General features: G+C 64.6%; 24 protein-coding genes and 1 pseudogene. 16 read left to right on the top strand and 9 right to left on the bottom strand.

Annotation, left to right across the window (positions count from 1 at the left end):
- Positions 1-12: 12 nt before the first annotated feature.
- On the bottom strand, positions 13-813 hold the full coding sequence (locus tag ABIA96_RS11010; RefSeq protein ID WP_354137056.1) for a response regulator transcription factor: 801 nt from the start codon (positions 811-813) through the stop codon (positions 13-15).
- A gap of 381 nt (positions 814-1,194) precedes the next feature.
- Here ABIA96_RS11010 and ABIA96_RS11015 point away from each other — a divergent pair, with 381 nt between their 5' ends.
- The 6 genes from ABIA96_RS11015 to ABIA96_RS11040 all read left to right on the top strand — a co-directional run bounded on the left by ABIA96_RS11015 (position 1,195) and on the right by ABIA96_RS11040 (position 6,138).
- A complete protein-coding gene (locus ABIA96_RS11015) occupies positions 1,195-2,427 on the top strand; it encodes an acyl-CoA dehydrogenase family protein (RefSeq protein WP_354137057.1) in 1,233 nt (410 codons plus the stop codon).
- 16 nt (positions 2,428-2,443) lie between these two features.
- Positions 2,444-2,992, top strand: a complete 549-nt coding sequence (locus ABIA96_RS11020; RefSeq protein ID WP_354137058.1) for an NAD(P)H-dependent oxidoreductase — start codon at positions 2,444-2,446, stop codon at positions 2,990-2,992.
- Between the two features lie 21 nt (positions 2,993-3,013).
- Positions 3,014-3,814, top strand: coding sequence for an alpha/beta fold hydrolase (locus tag ABIA96_RS11025; RefSeq protein ID WP_354137059.1), 801 nt, complete (start codon positions 3,014-3,016; stop codon positions 3,812-3,814).
- 26 nt (positions 3,815-3,840) lie between these two features.
- A complete protein-coding gene (locus ABIA96_RS11030) occupies positions 3,841-4,284 on the top strand; it encodes a cupin domain-containing protein (protein ID WP_354137060.1) in 444 nt (147 codons plus the stop codon).
- Positions 4,285-4,328: 44 nt separating this feature from the next.
- Positions 4,329-5,615, top strand: coding sequence for an MFS transporter (locus ABIA96_RS11035; RefSeq protein ID WP_354137061.1), 1,287 nt, complete (start codon positions 4,329-4,331; stop codon positions 5,613-5,615).
- Positions 5,616-5,760: 145 nt separating this feature from the next.
- A complete protein-coding gene (locus ABIA96_RS11040; RefSeq protein WP_354137062.1) occupies positions 5,761-6,138 on the top strand; it encodes a winged helix-turn-helix domain-containing protein in 378 nt (125 codons plus the stop codon).
- A 3-nt stretch (positions 6,139-6,141) separates the two neighbouring features.
- On the opposite strand, the gene ABIA96_RS11045 is transcribed toward ABIA96_RS11040, so the two are convergent.
- The gene (locus tag ABIA96_RS11045) at positions 6,142-6,474 is read right to left on the bottom strand and encodes a hypothetical protein (RefSeq protein WP_354137063.1); all 333 of its coding nucleotides are present in this window, start codon (positions 6,472-6,474) and stop codon (positions 6,142-6,144) included.
- 228 nt (positions 6,475-6,702) lie between these two features.
- Here ABIA96_RS11045 and ABIA96_RS11050 point away from each other — a divergent pair, with 228 nt between their 5' ends.
- The 3 genes from ABIA96_RS11050 (at position 6,703) to ABIA96_RS11060 (ending at position 9,628) form a co-directional block, all read left to right on the top strand.
- Entirely contained in the window at positions 6,703-8,109 is a 1,407-nt protein-coding gene (locus ABIA96_RS11050; RefSeq protein ID WP_354137064.1) for an aldehyde dehydrogenase family protein, read from the top strand.
- 71 nt (positions 8,110-8,180) lie between these two features.
- Positions 8,181-8,699, top strand: coding sequence for a DUF2478 domain-containing protein (locus ABIA96_RS11055; RefSeq protein ID WP_354137065.1), 519 nt, complete (start codon positions 8,181-8,183; stop codon positions 8,697-8,699).
- Entirely contained in the window at positions 8,681-9,628 is a 948-nt protein-coding gene (locus tag ABIA96_RS11060) for a helix-turn-helix domain-containing protein (RefSeq protein WP_354137066.1), read from the top strand. Before ABIA96_RS11055 ends, ABIA96_RS11060 begins: the two co-directional genes overlap by 19 nt.
- An 18-nt stretch (positions 9,629-9,646) precedes the next feature.
- On the opposite strand, the gene ABIA96_RS11065 is transcribed toward ABIA96_RS11060, so the two are convergent.
- From ABIA96_RS11065 to ABIA96_RS11085, 5 genes are all read right to left on the bottom strand, one after another.
- Positions 9,647-10,231, bottom strand: a complete 585-nt coding sequence (locus ABIA96_RS11065) for a TIGR00645 family protein (RefSeq protein WP_354137067.1) — start codon at positions 10,229-10,231, stop codon at positions 9,647-9,649.
- Positions 10,232-10,260: 29 nt separating this feature from the next.
- On the bottom strand, positions 10,261-10,899 hold the full coding sequence (locus ABIA96_RS11070; protein WP_354137068.1) for a TerC family protein: 639 nt from the start codon (positions 10,897-10,899) through the stop codon (positions 10,261-10,263).
- Between the two features lie 6 nt (positions 10,900-10,905).
- Positions 10,906-11,259 (bottom strand): hypothetical protein, encoded by a 354-nt coding sequence (locus ABIA96_RS11075; RefSeq protein ID WP_354137069.1) that lies wholly within the window; start codon positions 11,257-11,259, stop codon positions 10,906-10,908.
- Complete coding sequence (locus tag ABIA96_RS11080; protein ID WP_354137070.1) at positions 11,256-11,723, bottom strand: tellurite resistance TerB family protein; 468 nt, start codon at positions 11,721-11,723, stop codon at positions 11,256-11,258. The genes ABIA96_RS11075 and ABIA96_RS11080 overlap by 4 nt, the downstream gene beginning before the upstream one ends.
- Positions 11,724-12,090: 367 nt before the next feature.
- Entirely contained in the window at positions 12,091-12,471 is a 381-nt protein-coding gene (locus tag ABIA96_RS11085; RefSeq protein WP_354137071.1) for a nuclear transport factor 2 family protein, read from the bottom strand.
- Positions 12,472-12,656: 185 nt separating this feature from the next.
- On the opposite strand from ABIA96_RS11085, the gene ABIA96_RS11090 reads away from it, so the two are divergent.
- From ABIA96_RS11090 to ABIA96_RS11105, 4 genes are all read left to right on the top strand, one after another.
- Positions 12,657-14,405, top strand: a complete 1,749-nt coding sequence (locus tag ABIA96_RS11090; RefSeq protein WP_354137072.1) for an MOSC domain-containing protein — start codon at positions 12,657-12,659, stop codon at positions 14,403-14,405.
- Positions 14,406-14,420: 15 nt separating this feature from the next.
- Positions 14,421-15,017 carry a redoxin domain-containing protein gene (locus tag ABIA96_RS11095; protein ID WP_354137073.1) on the top strand — a complete coding sequence of 199 codons (597 nt, stop codon included), beginning with the start codon at positions 14,421-14,423 and terminating at the stop codon, positions 15,015-15,017.
- Positions 15,018-15,067: 50 nt separating this feature from the next.
- Positions 15,068-16,534 carry a MocR-like pyridoxine biosynthesis transcription factor PdxR gene (gene pdxR, locus ABIA96_RS11100; protein ID WP_354137074.1) on the top strand — a complete coding sequence of 489 codons (1,467 nt, stop codon included), beginning with the start codon at positions 15,068-15,070 and terminating at the stop codon, positions 16,532-16,534.
- A gap of 73 nt (positions 16,535-16,607) precedes the next feature.
- Entirely contained in the window at positions 16,608-17,237 is a 630-nt protein-coding gene (locus tag ABIA96_RS11105) for an FMN-binding negative transcriptional regulator (RefSeq protein ID WP_354137075.1), read from the top strand.
- Positions 17,238-17,267: 30 nt separating this feature from the next.
- Here the strand turns inward: ABIA96_RS11105 and nhaA are convergent, their stop codons facing one another.
- Complete coding sequence (gene nhaA / locus ABIA96_RS11110; RefSeq protein WP_354137076.1) at positions 17,268-18,503, bottom strand: Na+/H+ antiporter NhaA; 1,236 nt, start codon at positions 18,501-18,503, stop codon at positions 17,268-17,270.
- 202 nt (positions 18,504-18,705) lie between these two features.
- Between nhaA and ABIA96_RS11115 the strand changes: the two are divergent.
- The 3 genes and pseudogenes from ABIA96_RS11115 to ABIA96_RS11125 form a co-directional block, all read left to right on the top strand.
- Positions 18,706-18,846 (top strand): annotated as a pseudogene (locus ABIA96_RS11115) (class II glutamine amidotransferase); the annotation flags it as partial.
- 131 nt (positions 18,847-18,977) lie between these two features.
- A complete protein-coding gene (locus tag ABIA96_RS11120) occupies positions 18,978-20,207 on the top strand; it encodes a carboxylate-amine ligase (RefSeq protein WP_354137077.1) in 1,230 nt (409 codons plus the stop codon).
- Between the two features lie 63 nt (positions 20,208-20,270).
- Positions 20,271-20,456, top strand: coding sequence for a hypothetical protein (locus tag ABIA96_RS11125; RefSeq protein ID WP_354137078.1), 186 nt, complete (start codon positions 20,271-20,273; stop codon positions 20,454-20,456).
- Between the two features lie 13 nt (positions 20,457-20,469).
- Here ABIA96_RS11125 and ABIA96_RS11130 read toward each other — a convergent pair whose 3' ends face one another.
- Positions 20,470-20,778 carry a hypothetical protein gene (locus ABIA96_RS11130; RefSeq protein WP_354137079.1) on the bottom strand — a complete coding sequence of 103 codons (309 nt, stop codon included), beginning with the start codon at positions 20,776-20,778 and terminating at the stop codon, positions 20,470-20,472.
- Positions 20,779-20,910 lie beyond the last annotated feature (132 nt).

Raw genomic sequence — 20,910 nt, forward strand, 5'->3', positions numbered from 1 at the left:
AGCGCCGAACCGCTATTGGCGCACGCTGGTGCTGAGCAGGCAGGCCGCGAGTTCCGTGCGATTGTGCACGCCGAACCGGCGGCACAGATTGGCAACATGCTCTTTCACGGTCTGGTCGGAAATCCCCATCTCGCGGGCAATTTCCTTGTTGGTCTGACCCCGGCAGACGCGGATGGCAACGTCCGCCGAGCGCGGCGGCAACGACGCCGACAGCGACGCGGCCGGTGCCGCTACCTGCTGCTCGGGCAGCTGGATCGCGCCACGATGACCTTCCAGATCGCCCGCGTTCATCATGTTGGTCAGGGCCAGCGAGCCGGCCCGGCACAGCATTTCCATGCGCTGCCGCGACCGTATCGTGTAGGGCGTGCCGACATCGGTCGTCGCGGTGAAGAGCACGCCGACAATCTTGTGGCCGCACCACAGCGGGCCGCCCATGTTGTAGGAAAAACCCCATTCGTGCAGCATTTCGAAGGACGGGCTGTGCCGCCACTGCTGCGGACCGATCACGGTTTCGCCGTCGACCGCACGCCCCCTGGTCATGATGCAGTCGAGCACGGGATCGCGCTTCCAGAACCCGGCCTTGTAATTGTCGAGCAGGCCCTCGGCGACGTGGCGGCTATAGACCAATTCCGGCTCGAGGCCGCCCAGCAGATAGAGACCGACGGTCGGCGATCCCGTCAATTCGGTGATCGCCGAGCAGCAGGCAATGCCGAGCGCGCGCGCCGAACGGCTCTCGGCGATCGACATCAGCCGGTCTGCAAGCTGGCGCTCGGGCAGACCATCGAACTGCTCATATTCGGCTCTCACCGCCATTCCCCGTGCACCATTGCCCGAATATTATAGGCTTAAAATTTCTTCCTCGCCTGTTCTTTGGTCAAGCGAAAAGAAGCGGCAGACTCTTGCTCTCCCGGCTCAGCTTTGCGGCAGAGCAGCATGACCGACACCCCCCATGATGGGGGATTGCCGGTTGACCCGCCTCATCTCTAGCTTTGAAGCCATCGTGATCGCGCGATGACACCGCGCGGTTCCGACGGGGACGAACCGATACCACTGCGAGCCGCTCGCTACGCGCACCAACCCCATTGGCGCGCGACGGCAGAGCTTTGCCCGCGATCGGCCTTTGTTCCCGCCGATCCAGACGTTCGCCGCCGGTGAGGCGCGAAGGACCAACAGCCCGACGTGGAGACATCGACCATGAGCCTTTCTGTGCAGCGCGCCGCGAAGCCTTCAGCAACGCCGACGGTGGCCGAATTTCACGCACGCCTCGACGCGCTGCTGCCACTCGTCGAATCCCGGGCGGCGGAGGCTGAAGCGCAAGGCTACCTCACCGACGACGTCGTGGCCGCGCTGCGCAAGGCCGGAATCTACACCATGCTGTTTCCGAAGGAGGTCGGTGGCGCCGAGCTTCTGCCCTACGACGCCATGACCGTGATCGAGCGGCTTGCTTACGCGCACGCCTCGGCCGGCTGGTGCGTGATCGGCAACAACATGGAAGGCACGACGCTCGCCATCTACATCGAAGACGAAGGCATCAAGAAGGTCTTCGCGGGCGGGCCCGACATCACGATTGCCGGCAACGGCGTGCCGCGCGGCTTCGCCCGCCCGGTCGATGGCGGCTACATGATCCGCGGCAACTGGGCCTATGGCAGCGGTATTCAGCACGCGGAGTGGGTCCATTCCGGCTGCTTCGTCACAGACGCATCCGGCAAGGACATGGTGTTCGGCCCGAACGGCCAGCCCAAGATCGTCGTCACCCATCACCCGCGCGCCACCATCAAGCTGATGGGCAATTGGGATGTGCTCGGCCTGCGCGCGACCGGAAGCTTCGATTACACTTTGAGCGAGGGCGACGAGCTGTTTGTACCCACGCACATGACCTACGATTTTGACATTGGCGCGCCGCGCCGAGGTGGTGTGCAGGGTGCGCTGGGACTGGCAGGCTACAGCGCCTGGGCGCATTCCGCCTGGGCCGTCGGTGTCGGCCGCCGCATGCTCGACGAACTCGTCAAGGTGATCGTCCCGCGGCAAGATCCCTTCGGCAAATCGTGCGAGAGCGCGAGCTTCAAGTTCCAATTTGCGCAAGCCGAGGCGCGCTTTCGTGCGGCCCGGGCGCTGGTGCATGAAACCTGGAAGGACGTCTCGGCAACCTGCGCCGGCGGTGAAAGCCCCTCGCTGGAGCAGATGACCATGATCAAGCTGTCGCTCCGCCACGTCCACGACGTGCTGTCCGATGTCGCGACCTTCGCGCACCGCGCGGCCCGCGGTGCTTCGTTGCACAACACGCCGATGCAGCGGTTCTATCGCGACATCCACTCCGGCACACAGCACATCCTGATGGCCGACCAGATCGTCGAAGAGTGCGGCCGCGCCTTGCTCGGCCTCCCTGGCCCAGGCGCGCAATGGACCGTCTTCGGGGTGACGGGCTGAGCAAGAGGGCATCAGCGTGAGGACAACCCGTATCGTTGGCTTCTGCGGCAGTAGCTGGCGCCCGGCAAAATCGCGCGTGCTGGTGGAGGCTGTCGCCGCCGGCTTGCTGAGTGAACATGGGCTTAAGACCGACGTGCTCGACCTCGTCGATGCCGGCTGCGGCATCGCCGCCTTCACCCGCGTCGCGCTGGACGACAGCGCGCGGACCGTCGTCGAAGCCGTCGAGCAGGCTGATGGTCTCGTGATCGGCTGCCCGGTGTTTCAGGGCTCCTATCCCGGATTGTTCAAGCACCTGTTCGACCTGATCGAGCCGGGCGTGCTGCGCAATCGTCCGGTGCTGCTCACCGCGGTGGGGGGCGGACTACGCCACTCGCTGGTGGTCGAACATCAGCTCCGTCCGCTGTTCGGCTTTTTCGAGGCCTGCACCGTTTCGACGGCGATCTACGCCAGCAGCGGCGAGCTTGCGCCGGGTGAGCCGCTCGGCCCGATGATAACCGCACGGCTCGCCAACGCCGTCGAACAGTTCGCCGCGCTCGTCAGCGGCCGGCAGGCCGACGCCGCATGACCTCAACCGGAGACTTCGATCATGCTTGATACCGTCAAACCCTCGCCCGATCTCACCGGCTTCAACCGCACGGAGCACGACATCAACGGCGTACGCACCGTCGTGCACACCATCGGAAGCGGTCCGGTGCTGGTGTTCCTGCACGGCACCGGCACCTTCACCGGCTTCGAGATGGCACGCGAATGGGCGAAGCGGCACACCGTCATCATTCCCTATCACGCCGGTTTCGGTGATTCCGGCGATGCCGATGCCATCGACACGATCGAGGACCACGTTCTCCACTATATGGATCTGTTCGACAGGCTTGGGCTCCAGCAGTTCGACCTCGCCGGATTTTCGCTCGGTGGATGGCTTGCCGCCGAGTTCGCGATCCGCCAGCCGCAGCGCGTGCGCAAGCTGGTGCTGGTCGCGCCCGCGGGCCTCGTGGTCGCGAGCGCACCGGCGCCGGGCCTGTTCGAGATCGCGCCGCAGGAGCTGCCCGCCTATCTCGCGCACGACCCGGCAGCGGCGCTCCGTTACTTTCCAAAAGCGCCGGACCCCGCCTTCGACGCCCGCCTGGGGCGCGAGGTCACGGGCTTCGCCAAGCTGATCCGCAACGAGCCGCAGGGCAATCCCAAGCTCGCGCATTGGCTGCACCGGATCGCCATGCCGACGCTGGTGCTGTGGGGTGCCGCCGACCGCCTCCGCCCGACCGCACAGGCAGCGGCCTGGAAGGCCGCCCTGCCCGATGCGCGCGTGACGCTGGTGCCCGCGACCGGACATCTCATGTTCGAGGAAACGCCCGCCGCCGCGCAACACGTCACCGACTTCCTTGCCGACTGACTCCGCACACAACAGAGGACACGACCATGATCGAAATGCCACCGGGCGTTACTCCTGCCAAAGAAGGCTTTGGCGACATCGTCTGGAACATCCTGGGCCAGACCTACACGCTCAAGCAGCACTCCGAGGCGTCGATGGCCTGGCATGCCGTGTTTCCGGACGGCACCTTCGTGCCGCCGCACGTGCATCCGACCCAGGACGAATTCGTCTATGTGCTGAGCGGCCGCTACGACCTCTGGCTCGACGGCAAGGATTTCGTCGCCAAGACCGGCGACCTCGTGCGCATGCCCAAGGGCATACCGCACGGCATCTTCAACAAGTCGGGCGAGACCGCGACCAGCCTGTTCTGGGTGGCGCCGACGCGTTCGCTGAAAGAGCTGTTCGAGCGCATACACAATCTCCCCGATCCCCAGGAAGTCGTACGCCGCGCCGCCGAGCACGAGGTCAATTTCCTGCCGCCGCCGGCCTGACACCGCGCCTGTGATCCGTCGACACGTCAACCGGAGGAGCGATGATGACCACGCCGATAACCAACTGGACGACCATTTCCGAGAGTGACCGGCAGCGGATTGCTCGCTGGCAGAAGGGCATGCTGGCGCTTGCCATCCTCTGTGAGATCTTTCTCGCCGCAGACTGGTACGCCTTCGCAGCCGTACTGCCGTTCGTGTCCGAGAGCCTCAAGCTCAACCCGGCCGAGGCCGGCCTTGCGCAAGGCATCTTTGCGTTGACCTACGGCATCGGCATGGTGGTGTGGTCACCGGTCAGCCGCTCGATGACGGCGCGCAACATGCTGCTGATCGGGCTCGCGGGCACCGGGCTCGGCATGGTGCTCCAGGTCTTCGTGCAGAGCTACACGCAGCTCGTGATCCTGCGGCTCGTGATCGGCTTCTTCGACGCCGGCATCTTCATCGGCAACATGAAGCTGATCTTCGGCTGGTTTCCGCAGAACCGGCGCGGCTCGGTCGTGGGCATCATTCTTGCGGCCTACAGCCTTGCCATCACCATGGACTTCGCGCTCGGCATTCCCCTGACGATTGCGACCGGCTGGCGGACCTTCTTTGCGGTATTGGCCGTCGGCACCCTGATCGTCGCCGCCATCGACGCGCTCGTCGTGCGCAACGGCCCGCGCGAGCTCGGCATCGCCAATTTCAGCTGGGGCAACGAAACGGCACAGCAGCACCTGCCGCTCGGCGAGATCTTCCGCTCGAAATGGATCGCCGTCGGTGGCTTCGGCATAGTCGCCTGCACCTTCGCGATCGCCGGCACGGCGACCTGGGTGGTGCCCGCCTTCATCACCGTGCAGCACATGCCGCCGCCGTCCGGCGCCGTGATCGGCACCGTCATGGGCCTGTCGCAAGTGCTGTTCCTGGTGATCGGCGGCTACATGTCCGACCGGCTCGGCAAGCTCTTCATGATCAAGCTCACCGCGTTCCTGGCATTCCTCACCGCGGTGATGTTCCTGTGGAGCGTGGTCACGCCCATGCCGTTCGGCATGCTGGTGCTGTTCGCCGCACTCAGCGGCGTTGCGCTGCTCGGCGGCGGCGCTATCTTCGCCCTGCTGAGCGAAAAATACTCCGACACGCTCGCCCCGGCCGCGATCGGCTACGCCGAAGTATTCGGCGTCTTCTCGGCCTTCCTTGCGCCCTGGATCATGGGCGCTATCATCAACGCCTCCGCCGGGTCGTTCACGGGCGCCTTCATTGCCTTCGCGGTGGTCGAGCTCATCATCGTCGGCCTCTTGGTGATCCTCGCCCGCGAGAACGTCAGTCAGGGCGCGGTGGTCGGAAGCCCCGCGGAGTAAGGTGCAGCTATCAAGGGCACGGGCTGAAGCCCGTGCTCTGCAGACTTCGACGAACGTCTATCTTCCGGGAAATCTGGCGCCCTCACCTTGTCCGCCGCGGGCAAGAGTGGCAATCTCGCGAACGAGTGGGCCAAGAGACTTCGACATGTCGCGCGCGAGCGCCAAATCCCTTCCCCAGCTGAGCCTTCGCATCGACCTCGACGGTGAGGATCGGATCGGGCCTGGCAAGATCGAGCTTCTGGAGCAGATCCGCTCGCAAGGCTCGATCTCCGGGGCTGGCCGCGCCATGGACATGTCGTACAAGCGCGCCTGGGATCTCGTGGACGAGATCAACCGAATCTGCGGACATCCCGCGGTCGAGCCGCAGGCCGGCGGCAAGAATGGCGGCGGCGCAATGCTGACGCCGTTCGGCGAAAAACTCGTTGCGCGCTACCGCAAGATCGAGCGCGACGCCGCACGCGCGGTGCACAAGGATCTGGAAGCGCTCAAGAGCGACATCGCCCGTTCCCGCAAATCCTCATAGCGGTTAGTTCGGCCGCACCGTCATCTCGGGCATCGGCTGGGTCAGCGCTTCGCCCAACAGGCTCTGTTCATCCTTCGGGATCGAGAAGCGGACCTTGAAACCGTCCTCGGTTTCCAGCGTGATGATGCGCTGGGTCGTGTCGGTGGATTGTTCCAGCACCCAGGACACCAGCGGATAGGCATAGCGCAGGCTCTGGTCGCCGTAACGGGCCTTCAACGCCGCCTCGAGCAGGCCGGGCAGCGTCATGATGAGGGCGCCGACCTGATTGAGCGAGACGCTGACCGCGGCGGGATTCCCCGTCACGTCCTCGAAGCCCAGCGAGATCGCGCCCGCCATCGGCCTCCACCTCGCAGGTCGTGAGCTGCCTCACCTTGATTTCCATCCGCCAGTCCCGGAACGCACTTCGCTATATCTGGCACGATATATCGATAAGTCCAGCGTCGTCCAGCCCGCTTTTCTGGAATTGATCGATTCTGCCGCCATGGCCGGACGGGTCGGACCGTGATATATAGTGCGATATAGCGAGGCCCGAGCGGCCCGTTTTGCAAGGGAGCGCAAAGCCTATTGAGTGACTTCAATCTTCTCATCGACGGCAAAATGGTGCCCGGCGACATGACGATGCCGGTTCTCAATCCCGCGACCGAAGAGGTGGTGGCACAGTGCCCGCGCACCTCGAAGTCCCAGCTTGATACGGCCGTTGCCGCCGCGAAGGCCGCCTTCCCTGCCTGGGCAGCGACCTCGATAGAAGACCGCCGCAAGGTCGTGATGAAAATGGCCGACGTGATCGAAGCCAATTCGGGCGAGCTCGCGCGCCTGCTCACGAGCGAACAGGGCAAGCCGCTGGCGGATGCCACCGGCGAAGTGCTCGGCATGGCCGCGTTCTTCCGCTATCTCGGCTCGCTCGATCTGCCGATGAAGGTCATCGAGAATTCCGGCGACCGCAAGGTCGAGGCCTATCGCCGCCCGCTCGGCGTCGTCGGCGCCATCATCCCCTGGAACTACCCGCTCCTGATCCTCGCCTTCAAACTGCCCTCCGCGCTGATCGCCGGCAATACCCTGATTGTAAAACCCGCGCCGACCACGCCGCTAGCCTCCCTGCGCTTCGCCGAGTTGATCAAGGACGTGGTGCCGAAGGGCGTGCTCAACTTCATCACCGACGCCAACGATCTCGGCGGCGAGATGACCAAGCATCCCGACATCCGCAAGATCTCCTTCACCGGCTCGACGGCGACGGGGCAGAAGGTGATGGCGAGTGCGGCGCAGACGCTCAAGCGCATCACGCTCGAGCTCGGCGGCAACGATGCCGGTATCGTGCTCGACGACGTCGACCCGAAGAAGGTCGCGCCGGGCATCTTCGAAGGTGCCTTTCAGAACTCCGGCCAGGTCTGCCTCGCCATCAAGCGGCTCTATGTGCACGAATCCGTCTATGATGAGCTCTGCGACGAGCTGGTCGCGATCGCGAAGAGCACCGTGGTCGACGACGGCTCCAAGCAGGGCACCAAGCTCGGGCCGCTGCAGAACAAGATGCAGTACGAGAAGGTGAAGACGTTCCTGGAGGACGCGCACAAGAACGGCAAGGTGGTCGCCGGCGGCGCCGCGATGGATCGTCCCGGCTATTTCATCGAGCCGACGATCGTACGCGACATCAAGGAAGGCTCGAAGCTGGTCGACGAGGAGCAGTTCGGCCCGGTGCTGCCGCTGATCAATATTCCGAAGGATGACGTGATCCGCCGCGCCAATGCCACGACCTATGGCCTCGGCGCCTCGGTCTGGTCGTCCGACATCAAGCGCGCCCACGAAGTGGCAACGCAGCTCGAGTCCGGCACTGTCTGGATCAACAAGCATCTCGACATGGCCCCGAACATCCCGTTCGGCGGCGCCAAGCAGTCGGGCATCGGCACTGAATTCGCCGAGGAAGGCCTCGCCGAGTTCACCCAGCTGCAGATCATCAACGGCCCGCCAGCGGCCTGATCCGAAAACCGGGGTCGCGGCGGAACCGCCGCGGCCCTGGTTCATTCTTATGGGAGAAGCGGAGGCGGACCATGTTCGATGCGCAATGCGATCTCGCCGCCCTCGTCTACGCACAGCATCAGGATCCCGACGCCGTCCTGCGCGATTTCGCCGCCGATCTAATGGCCCGCGGCCATCGCGTCGTCGGCATGGTGCAGGCCGGCCAATGCGCCGATTCCAGTCTCTCGGCCATCCTGCTTCGCAGCGGCGAAAAGCTCCTGCTGGCGCAAGATTTCGATCCGGCCGCGCAGGGCTGCCGCCTCGATCTCGCACGGCTACAAAATGCGGGGACACGGATCGCGGATGCGCTCTCACATGGCGCCGATCTCGTCATCGTCAACCGCTTCGGCAAGCGCGAGTGTGACGGCAAGGGCCTGTCCTATTTGATCGAACGCGCCCTCGATGCCGACATTCCCGTACTGATCGCCGTCGGACAAGATCACTTCGCCGACTGGATCAAGTTTGCCGGCGGCATGAGCGTCAAGCTCGGTTGCGAGCGCGGCGCGCTGGACGCGTGGCCTAGGATTCCGAAATGCCGATTCATCGGCTGAAGCCATCGCGAGTCCTGAACGTCGAGCGTTTCTCGGATTTCAGCGAGTTTCGCGCCAACGAGGTGCTTGGCCTCGGGACCAGCACGCCGCTTCGTCCGCGCGAATTCTCGCTGTCACGCGCTATTCTGCCGCTCCAGAACGGGCTGTTCGTGCTTCAGCGAGCCTTTGCGCGGCGCTACGAAGCCGAGATCGGAACGGACAATGGCATCGGCCTCATTGTCCCGCTTTCCTTTGACTCCATCACCAACGGCTGCGAGGTCAACAGTTCGACGATCGCCGTGATACGCGGCAAGGCCCCCATCGAGTCGATCGAGCAACGTCCCAACACCTATCTGATGCTGCGCTTCAACTCGGACATGCGGCATCGCAGCTGGGCGGACTTCAACACCGGTCTCGCCTACATCCGCACACAGGACGATCCGATGGAGCGCCTGCGTGCCGTTTTTCTGGAGAAGTTCTCGCTGGCCTCAGCGTGCGACGATCCCCGGCAATTCGAGGCCCTCAACCGCCCGATCCAGGAAACGCTGCTCGCCGGCCTCGACGCAGCCGTGGTGCCGGCGGAGGCTCGCGCGCCCAGCCGCGGTTCGTTCGACAAGCACCGCAAGCTGATTGCGCGGCTCGACGAGGTCGTCGTGCTGTTCGGCAGCAAGCCGCTCTACAGCGACGACCTTGCCACCACGCTCGGCGTATCCGCGCGTACGCTCCAGATCGCGACGCACGCGGTGCACGGCGTCAGCCTGCATCATTATCTTCGTCTCAAGCGGCTGTGGGCCACCCGCATCCAGCTCATGACCGGCAGCGCCGGCGCGAGCGTCAAGGCTGCGGCTCTCGGCAACGGCTTCTGGCACCTCGGCGACTTTTCGCGCGGCTACAGACTGGCGTTTGGCGAAACGCCGTCCGAGACGCTGGCGCGGAGCCGGCGTCTCTGATCACGCTGGGTCGCGCATTCAAGCGTGACCATTCTCCTTGCGATGCCCGCTCTCGCTGAGGCGGTCGACCCAGGCGATGCCGATCGCCGAGATGATGAAGGTCAGGTGGATCAGCACCTGCCACATCACTCCGGTCTCGGTGAAATTGCTACGCGTGGTGCCAAGGTTGCCGGCCTCGATGAACGTCCTGAGCAGCGAGATGGAGGAAATGCCGATGATCGCCATCGCAAGCTTGATCTTGAGCACGCTGGCGTTGACGTGACTGAGCCACTCCGGTTCGTCGGGATGGCCGCTCAGGTTCAGCCGCGAGACGAAGGTCTCGTAACCACCGACGATCACCATCACCAGCAGGTTCGAGATCATGACCACGTCGATCAGCCCGAGCACGATCAGCATGATCTGCTGCTCGCTGGCGTCGAAGGAATGCGCGACCAGGTGCCAGAGCTCTTTCAGAAACAGCAGCACATAGACGGCCTGCGCGATGATGAGGCCGACATAAAGCGGGACCTGGAGCCAGCGCGAGCCGAAGATCAGCTGGGCGAACGGGCCGATTTGCGGGCGCGGCGCGGGCGCGGCCGAAGGTGCTTTGGGTTCAGACGGCATCTATCACTCCAGGACAACGAAGGCGGGACTTAGAGACTTGCGATGACCGGCGCGAGCTCGAGCGAGCCGCGATAGATCATCTCGAAGGCGACGTAGACGATGATGGCGAGGCCGACATAGGCGATCCAGCGCTGCTTCTGGAGCACGCGGCCGAGCAGATCGGCGGCAACGCCCATCAGCGCGACCGAGAGAACCAGGCCGAAGACGAGGATGTAGGGGTGCTCGCGCGCAGCGCCCGCCACCGCAAGCACGTTGTCGAGCGACATCGAGACGTCGGCGGCGACGATCTGCAGGGCGGCCTGCTTGAACGTTTTGCGCGGCGCCGCTGCGCTGCTCGCGCCACCGGCATGGCTGAACGCAAGGTCGTTGGCATGCGCGGCCTGCTCGCGCAGCTCGCGCCACATCTTCCAGCACACCCAAAGCAACAGCACGCCGCCGGCGAACAGCAGGCCGATCACTTGCAGGAGCTGGGTCGCGACGCCGGCAAAGACGATGCGGAGCGCTGTCGCGGCCACGATGCCGACGACGATGGCGCGGCGGCGCTGATCGGCCGGAAGGCCCGCGGCGGCGAGGCCGATGACGACGGCGTTGTCGCCAGCGAGCACGAGGTCGATCAGGACGACCTGGAGCAGCGCGGTCAACGCGTCGGCGGTGATGAACTCAATCATGATTGATCATTTTTTCGGTGCGGACAGATCCAGCCAGTGCGGCTTGCGGCGCTCGATCCAGTCGAAGACTTTTGAGCGGGACGCACGCAGCGCCGGCACGTCCTCGGCGAGCAGCGCGAGGCCGAGCGGCAGCATCCAGATGCCGAGCACCGGCAGGAAGGACAGCACACCGCCGACGACGAGCAGCACGCCCGAGGGAATCCGGACCCAGCGGCTGGACGGTTGCAGGAGATAATCGACAGTGCGAGCGAGGCGCGGCGGCAGCCGATGAACCAGCGCATCGAGTCGCGGGTCGCCACCGGCCAGCTGGCCGCTGGTGCCCCGGGATCTCTTCGTTTGCTCGTCCGAAGCTGCGCTCATGCCCACTCCCTCGAGGCCGAGCTTGCGGCACTCGGCCCGACCGGCTTCGCGCGCGGCAGCACCAGCGTCAGCAGGCGCAGCAGCTTGATCGCCTGCACTTCGTGCGGATGCACATCCTCGTCAGCGGCTGCGACGCGCTCTGACAGCTCGATGAGATGGGATGACAGCGGCAGGTCCGAGACTGGACGCAGCGTATCGATCACCACATTGGCGAAGTCCGGCTCCTCAAGCCGCTCCGTGAGCTCGTCGAACATCGAAAACAAACGCTCGTCGCTGATATGCGGCGCCAATTTGCGCTCCCTGATGAAGCGGATCACCTCGTCGCGCTCGACCGGCGACACGCGCCGGTCGGCCACGGCGACGAGCGCGCCGGCGATCACCAGCGCCACCGCGGCCGGCTCGTTGAAGCTGTGCGGCTCGGTGATCTCGATCTCGGTCGGCGTTGAAGTGTTGGCGTCAAACATCGTCGCTCCTCATTCTTGCGAAATGGCCGCGCGGAACCGCGATGGGGACGATTGGGTCGGAGGGAACGTAAGAAGGCCCGACGATCGGCCGATCCATCGCATTCGCGCGGGACAGGTCATCCGACATCGCGAGGTTTTGCTGACATTGTCAGCGTCCTCGCCAGAGGGGCCCGGATTCTTGTTCTCCCCAGAGATAAAGCCCAGCGAGCCGGAATCAAGGCGAAAACGGTGCGACCAGCCGCCGCAGCGGGGTTCCGACCATGCCGTCATTGCGAGCGTAGCGAAGCAATCCAGAGTCTTTCGGCGGCGGCAGTCTGGATTGCTTCGCTTCGCTCGCAATGACGGAGCGCGGGCGTGAGCGTCGCTCCTAACCCACGACTTCCACCAGATGCGCACGCGTCGGTGACGGATCGAACCGGCCCCCGAAATATTGCGTTTCGTGCGCCACCAATCCGTCGCGGAATTCCATGATGCTGACGACGTAGGACGGCACCCCGTCATAGGTCAGGACGAATTCGCTCACCCAGAGATCACCGCCGCCGACGATCCGCCGGACCGTGAAGCGCTTTTTGTTCGGCTGCACGAAGCGACTCTGCTGAATGCTCCGGCGGCCACGAATGCGCTCACCGGACTGCGGATAGTCGAGCACGGCATCCTCGCGATAAATGTCATGCTCGGCCTCGAAATCGTTCGCATCGGACGCGTCCCAATGGCGCTGCAGCGCCACGAGCCTGGCCTGGTCATCCATCGCAATCTCCCGCTTTGCAGCTTCTCCTGTTCAGATCGGAGCGCAGACAGCCGCCGGCAAGGCCTTCTAGCAAAGTCTAACAACGCCTAACGCGCCAAAGCCACGATCTGGAGGCAGATTGACGCTGCAGCGAGCCGGAATCCGCCGGGGTCGCCGAACGGCGCTGATCACACCGGGAAACAAGCATGGCACGTTTGCTGTCAGTTAATGTCGGCCTGCCCCGCGACGTCACCTGGCAAGGCAGGACCGTCCATACCGGCATCTGGAAGGCGCCCGTCGAGGGCCCGCGCCGGGTGCGGCGGCTCAATATCGATGGCGACGGCCAGGGCGACACCGCGGGTCACGGCGGCGAACAGCGTGCCGTGTACGTCTATCAGGACGAATCCTATCGCTACTGGCAAAAACATCTCGGTCGATCGAACTTCGTCTCCGGTCAATTCGGCGAGAACTTCACAGTCGAGGGCCTCGCCGACACCGAGGTCTGCATCGGAGATCGATACAGGATCGGCTCCGCCCTGTTCGAAGTGACGCAGCCGCGCGTCACCTGCTACCGACTCGGCATTCGCATGGAGGAGCCCGACATGGCCGCGCTGCTGGTCAAGCACGGCCGGCCCGGTTTCTATTGTCGTGTGATCGAGGAAGGCGACGTCGAGGCCGGCGATGAGATCATTCAGGTCGCGAGCGGGCCCGAGCGCATGAGCGTATGCGAGATCAACGCGCTGCTCTACCTGCCCCCTCACCCGCGCGAGCGCCTCGAACGCGCGATGCGGATTCCGGCGCTCAGCCGCGGCTGGCATCATTCCTTCGGGGCGATGCTCGAGCAGAAGGCACCTGGGGGAAATGCCGGGCTCGGCCCCGCGGCGAGCCCCCCTCTGGCCTGGCACGGATTCCGGCCGTTTCGCGTTGCGCGCAAGATCGCCGAAACCCATAGCGTGACATCGCTGATCCTCGATCCATCGGATGGACATCCCGGAGCCGTCGCCCTGCCCGGTCAGTTCGTCATCATCAGGCTCGGACCTTCCGCCACGCCAGCGATGACGCGCAGCTATTCGCTGTCGGGCCGCTCCGATGCAGCGTTCTATCGCCTTAGCATCAAACGCGAAGCACACGGCGCAGCCAGCAGTTATATCGCCGACGAGCTCAAACCCGGCGACCTCGTACAGCTCGGTGCGCCGCGTGGCAGCTTCACGCTGCGCGAGGCCGCGCGGCCCGTCGTCCTGCTGAGTGCCGGCATTGGCGTGACGCCGGTGCTCGCCATGCTTCACGCGCTCGCCGCAGAAGGATCACAACGAGATGTCTGGTGGCTGCAGGGCAGCCGCAACGGCCGCGAGCATGCCTTCGCCGGCGAGGTGCGCGAACTCCTGGGCAGGCTGGCTCACCATCACAGCCATGTCTGCTACAGCACGCCCGATCCCGGCGATCGCGCTGATGTCGACTTCGACAGCGCCGGACATCTGGGCTCGCCTCTGCTCCAGCAACTCAATGTGCCGCGAGACGGCGACTTCTATCTCTGCGGACCGGCCAGCTTCATGAGCGACCTCACGGCCGGCCTCAGCGCATGGGGCGTGGCGCGCGATCGCATCCACACCGAGCTGTTCGGCGCCGGGCCATCGCTGACGCCCGGCATCGCGGCTTCGCCGAAGAAATCAGCGCACGCACCGGCGGGAGCGCCGGGCCCGGGGCCCATGGTCTCCTTTGCCCGCAGCGGCCTCAATGTCCGCTGGGGACCATCCTACGCCAGCCTGCTCGAACTGGCCGAAGCCTGCGACGTCCCCGTGCGCTGGTCATGCCGAACGGGGGTATGCCACAACTGCGAGAGCGGGCTCGTTGCGGGCGACGTCAGCTATCAGCCCGATCCGCTCGACGCGCCGGCGGACGGAAATGTCCTGATCTGCTGCTCGCGCCCTCAGGGCGACATCGTGATCGATCTCTAGACATCGGAGAGTCCTATGCGAACAGATATGGTCCCGGGAGCAACCTTCCCGGATTACGAGCTCAGCGATCACACCGGCAAGCATCGTAAGCTCTCCGCGCTGCAGGGCGGCGATCCCATGGTGCTCGTTCTCGGTCGCGGTGGATTCTGTCCGAAGGACCGTCGCCAGGCCGAAGGGCTGCTGCAACTCCATCGCGAGATGGAGGTGGGCTATTGCCGGATGGTCACGATCACCACCGACAACATCACCCAGACCCATGAATATCGCAGCGGCGTCGGCGCGCACTGGCCGTTCCTTTCAGACTCACGGCGTATCGTTCAGAAGGATCTCGACATCGCCGAATACACCGACCTCGTCCACAATCCGATGATTCCCTATGTGATCGTGCTCGAGCCCCGCCTTGTGGTCTACAAGATCTACAATGGCTACTGGTTCTTCGGCCGCCCGACCGTCGAAGAGCTTCGTCAGGATCTCAGGGCGGTCAGCATGAAGTGCCGACCGGATTGGGACATCACAGCCCCCGGTCTCAAGGCGCTGTGGGACCAGGGCCGCAAGGACCAATTCTATCCCTACGGCAAGTCTTACGTCGAAACGCTCGGCGAACGGGATTAGACACACATCCCGGCATCTGCCATTCCGGCGGGTGCGGGCTGCGAGTCCTGATGGTCCAGATGAAAGCCAATCCCGGCCGCGGCGCCGGCCGCACGGGCGCACGCCAGATCTACGAGGCGCTGCGCGATCAGATCATGTCGCTGGTCTACGGCACTGACGGCCCGTTGCCGTCGTCGCGGGCGTTAGCCGACGAGATGGGCGTGGCGCGTTCGACCGTCACGATCGCCTATGAGCAACTCGCCGCCGAAGGCTTTATCGAGACGCGCCATGGCGCCCGACCGCGGGTTGCGCGCGCGGTGGTGGAGCGCGGACGCACGCGCGCGACGTCGCGGCCATCGACGCGCAAGGCACGGCTCTCGGCCTTCGGCGAGCGGCTGCGCCAGGACCCGCCGCGCTGGACCGAGCCGCCGCGCGGGCTCATCGCGAACTTCCGCTATGGAGAGCTATCGCCCTCGGATTTTCCGGTGCTGGCATGGAAGAAGGCCGTGACGGCTGCAATGGCGCGCAAGCCCGAGCGGCTCGCCTATGACAACCCTTGCGGCTCGCTACGGCTACGGACGGCGCTACAGAATTATCTGTGGCGATCGCGCAGCGTGCGCTGCGAGGTCGACCAGATCGTCGTCGTCAACGGCTCGCAGCAGGGGCTCGACATCTGCGCGCGCCTGCTGCTCGATGCCGGCGACCGCTTCGTGATGGAGGATCCCGGCTACCAGATGGCGCGGCATACCTTCGCGGCGACGGGCGCCGTCGCGGTGCCTGTCACGGTCGATGCGGAGGGCCTTCAGACCGAGCACCTCGACGGCATCGCGGCCCGCCTCGCCTATGTGACGCCGTCGCATCAATATCCGCTCGGAGGTGTCATGCCGATTGGACGCCGGCACCAATTGCTGGTGTGGGCGCGGAAGAATGATGCGTACGTGATCGAGGACGATTACGACAGCGAATATCGCTACGACACCAAGCCGATCCCGCCGCTGCATGCGTTGGAGGGCAGCGACAACGTGATCTATCTCGGCACCGTCTCCAAGACGCTCTCGCCGACCTTGCGGATCGGCTATCTCGTCGTGCCGCAGGCACTGCGATCCCTGTTCGCCGCCGCCAAGCAGATCATGGACCGTCATACGCCGCTGATCGAACAGGAGGCGCTCGCCGCGATGCTTGAGAGCGGCGCCTATGACAGCCATGTCAGACGCGTGCGCCGGCGCAACGCCCAACGCCAGCAGGCGCTGATCGAGGCTCTTCACCGCCGCTTCGGCGATCGTATCAGGATCGAGGGCGCTGCCGCCGGCCTGCATATCGTAGCCTCGTTCGATGGTCTGCCGCAGAAGCATGAGAATGCACTGATCGAGGCCGCCCGCGCCAAGGGCGTCGGCATCTATCCCGTCTCCGCTCTGTTCGTCGGCCCGCGCCGAACGCGGAAGACGGTCGGCCTTGTCATGGGCTATTCGGCGCTGGAGGTCGCGCAAATCGAACGAGGCTGCAAGCTCCTGGCGCAGGCGGTCGCCGAACTGGACTGATCAAATCGTAGAGAACTGGCCGTTTCTTACAGTCCAGATTGCGGCTATCTCTCAGCCAGAACGGAGATACGCCATGTACATTCCTCCCGCCTTCAAGGACGACGACATCGAGAGCGTCCGCGCGACCATCCGCGCCGCCCGCCTCGCGAGCCTCGTCACGGCCACCACTGAAGGTCCGGTCGCCACGCCCCTGCCGCTGTTCCTCGACGAGAGCGAAGGCGAGCATGGCGTGCTGTACGGGCATGTGGCGAAGGCCAATCCGCAATGGAAGCTGCCGCCGCTCGGCGACGCACTCGCCATCTTCAGCGGACCCGACGCCTATGTGACGCCGTCCTGGTACGCGACCAAGCAGGAAACCGAAAAGGTCGTGCCGACCTGGAATTACATCGCCGTGCATGCCTATGGCCCGGTGGAATTTTTCCAGGAGCCGGAGCGCCTGCTCGACATCGTGACGCGGCTGACCAACAGGCACGAAGGCGCGCGCGCAAAGCCGTGGACCGTCAGCGATGCGCCTGCCGATTTCATCGCCGCGCAGTTGCGCGGGATCGTCGGCGTGCGCATCCCCGTGGTCCGGTTCGAAGGCAAGCGCAAGATGAGCCAGAACCGGCCCGAGGCCGATCGCATCGGCGTCGCGCAAGGCCTCGGAGCGAGCGAGAACGCTGGGGATCGCGAAGTCGCGCGGCTGATCCCGCTGCCGACTTGACGCCCTGCTCCGCCGACGCCTGGCACCGGGTCAGGCTTCGGTCTTCGCGCGCTGCCGCTGGGCGTATTCTGCGCCCCAGCCGAGTCCGAGCGTCACGGAGATGAGCGAGCCGAGCAGAACGCCGAATTTGGCGGCATTCAGCAATCTGTCGTCGGTGAACGCGAGCATGGCGATGAAAATCGACATGGTGAAGCCGATGCCGGCCAGGAGCCCAATGAGGCAGACGCCGGACCATGACACGCTTGGCGCCAATCGGCACCAGCCCGTACGCACGGCGAGCCATGTCGCGCCAATCACGCCGATCGGCTTGCCCGCGCACAGCGCGAGCGCGACGCCGAGCGTCACGAACTGCGCACCGTCTGTAAGCTGCGTTCCGGTGAAATTGACGCCGGCATTCGCCAGTGCGAACAGCGGCATGATCCCGTAGGCGACGAAGGGATGCAGAGCCGTTTGAACGCGGATGACGGGCGGCGATATCTCCGCAGAGGCCGATCGAACCGGCGTCATCAAACCGAGCACGACGCCTGCAAGCGTCGGGTGGACACCGGCGATCAGGAATCCTCCCCACGCGATGGCCCCGGGCAGGACATAGCTCCACGCCGAGCCAAGCCCGATCCGTTGAAAGACAAGCACCATCATCACGCCGAGCGATGCGACGGCAAAGCCGCCGGGATTGAGCCCGCTGGTGTAGAACGTGGCGATGATGAGAACGGCGATAATGTCGTCGATGATGGCCAGCGCCAGCAGGAAGGCCCGGACGTTGGTCGGGATCGATTTTCCGAGCAGTGCAAGCACCCCGACGGCGAAGGCGATGTCGGTCGCAGTCGGTATCGCCCAGCCCTGCTCGCGTCCAGCAACGGCGTTGAAGCTCATGTAGATCAGTGCGGGAACGGCCACACCACCGACAGCCGCCAGCACAGGCAGAATGGCCTGATCGAACCTGCTGAGAGCGCCCTCGTGAATCTCGCGACGGATTTCCATGCCGACGACCAGGAAGAAGATCGTCATCAAAGCGTCGCTGATCCAGAAATGGAGGGATCTGACAAACGCAAACTCGCCGAAGCGAAGCGGAATCGGCAGACTCCAGACGTCATGATACGAATGGGCGAAGGAAGAGTTGGCCCAGAGCAATGCGGCCGCCGCAGCCACCAGCAGCACGACGCCGCTGATGGCCTCGACATGCAGGAAATGCTGGAGCGTCGTGATCGCGCGCGCGGCGAAGAACGGGGATTTCGGCAGGTGCCTGCCGGGCAGCTGATCATTCATGGGCGCACGCATCCTGCGTGGCGGCCCGACCAGCGCTTGACCTGTCGCTGCGACATGCAGCGAGCACCCTCGGCGTGTTCTACACAGCAAGGGGAATAAGACAGCCCTGCTCCGTGCGCGCCTGCTTCGATCGAATGGCAGGAACCCTGACGCGGTGAGGATCGTTAGTGCACAGCACGACACTTTGCCGCATGGGAACTTCATGTGCCGCTGGATCGCATACCGGGGCGAGACCACCTCGTTCGAACCGTATGTCACCGAGCCCGAGCATTCGCTGATCGCGCAGAGTATCCGCTCGCTGCAGTCGACGGCGGGATCGAACGGCGATGGCTTTGGTCTCGGCCTTGATCGCGCGCGCATCCGAAAAGGTGAAAATTGTTCCGTTCGAGCTTGCGATTTCCGCCGGGGCCGAGGCGGAACCGGCATCAGTCAGACGGATTATCGCCCGCAGGTAGTACCACTGCCGGGTGGCCCATGACATTTGCTTCTGACGTTCTAAAACTGCTGCGCCTCGATCCCTCCGACGACAAGCAGCATCTCGTGATTCGCGCCGCCGGCGGACGCGGCAAGGCGGCCGAATATTCCTTCGGCATCGAGGAGGAATATTTCCTCGCCGATCGCCGCACCCTCGAGGTCGCGATCCAGACGCCCAACGAGCTGTTCGAATCGGCGAACTGGTCGACCGGCGGCCAGGCCATGCGCGAGATGCTGCAATCCCAGCTCGAGGTCGCCACCAACGTTCACGTCGATGTCAACGACGCGCGCGAAGAGTTGCGTTTCCTGCGCCGCGAGGTTGCCAACGTCGCGGCTCAATACGGCTTCGTCATCATGGCCTGCGGCACGCATCCGACCGCGATGTGGCGCATGTCGCAGCCGAGCCCAAAACCGCGCTACGAGGAAATGATCGAGGATCTGCGCAGCGTCGGCCACCGCAACATGATGTGCGGCATGCATGTGCATGTTCAACTGCCCGATCCGGAGAAGCGGATGGCGGTGATGCGGGCGATGCTGCCGCATCTGCCGCTGTTCATCGCTCTGGCCGCCTCCTCCCCGTTCTGGAATTCGCACAAGACGGGGCTGAAAGGCTACCGGCTCGCCGCCTATTCCGAGCTGCCGCGCACTGGGCTACCCGAACTGTTCGAGAGCAGGCGCGACTACGACGACTATGTCGGCGCGTTGCAGCGCTCCGGCGTGATCCCCGATGAGAGTCACATCTGGTGGGCGATGCGGCCGTCGATGAAGCACCCGACGCTGGAGCTTCGTGCGCCCGACACCTGCACCTTCGTCGACGACGCCATTGCGGTTGCCTCGCTGTATCGCTGCCTGACGCGGCACCTCTATTTGCGGCCGCACCTGTCGAAGGAGGTCACCGCGGTCGAACGCGCGCTTGCGGTCGAGAACAAATGGCGCGCACAGCGCTACGGCACCGATTGCATCTTTGCGTCAAAAGACGGACCGGTGACGATCTCGGAGATGCTGTCGCGAATCATCGACGATATCGCCGAGGATGCCGCGGTGCTGGAATGCGGCGCCGAGGTCGAGCATTGCCGCACGATCGTGGCGCGCGGAAGCTCGGCTGAATTCCAGCTGCGCGCCTATCGCGAGAATGGAGACGACATCGCAGCCGCGTCGCGATGGATCGCAGCATCGACGATAGCAGAGACGCACACCGACACCGGACAGCGCGCTCCAGCGCCGTCATAGCGCCCGCACAAGCTTCGCCATCGAAAACGTCTTCTCTGAACGTGCTACGCCGTAGGGGAACGAATGACTGACATCACCTGGTGCGCCGGTTGCGGCCACAGCCTGGTCCCGATCCTGTCCGAGAAGGGCCTGACGACGCCGAGCTGCTTCTGGTGCGAGGGCGTCGACGCCCAAGCCATGGAGATGGCGAAGTGGGCTGACAGCCCGGCCGGCAAACCGGATCGGGCCACGCCTCACTCCTTTGATTGAGCCACCCTCTGCGTCAAACCCTGGCCACCAGGCGTGGACGGAACACGGAAGCGACGGTCGGCGCAGGAGCAGCGACCGGCTTTCGCGTGGGCCGGCGCCGCGGGATGAAGAAGCTGTTCACGAGGAGTGGCTCGTTGTCGCCGAGCGCGGTTCGCTCCTTCACCAGCCCGCTCATGACCGAGCGCATCTTGATGACCTCCTGCGCCACGAAGCTGCAGTCCTCATCGCGGTTGATCTGCTCATGCATGATCGCTTCAGCCTCGCGCATGCTGACGCGGAGCGCTCTGATCGTTCTGCGGATGTCGTTGATGCGGTTGTCCATGGCTGCCTCCATCTCGGTATCTCGGTCACAGCATAAGAACAAAACATGAACAAATTGTCAATCGCCGCGGCGACCAATTGCGCCGCCGATCCGCGGGAGGCGCAACTGCACGCGCACTGGCGAGGCTTGCTG

Source organism: Bradyrhizobium sp. LB11.1 (assembly GCF_040549385.1).
GTDB lineage: Bacteria > Pseudomonadota > Alphaproteobacteria > Rhizobiales > Xanthobacteraceae > Bradyrhizobium.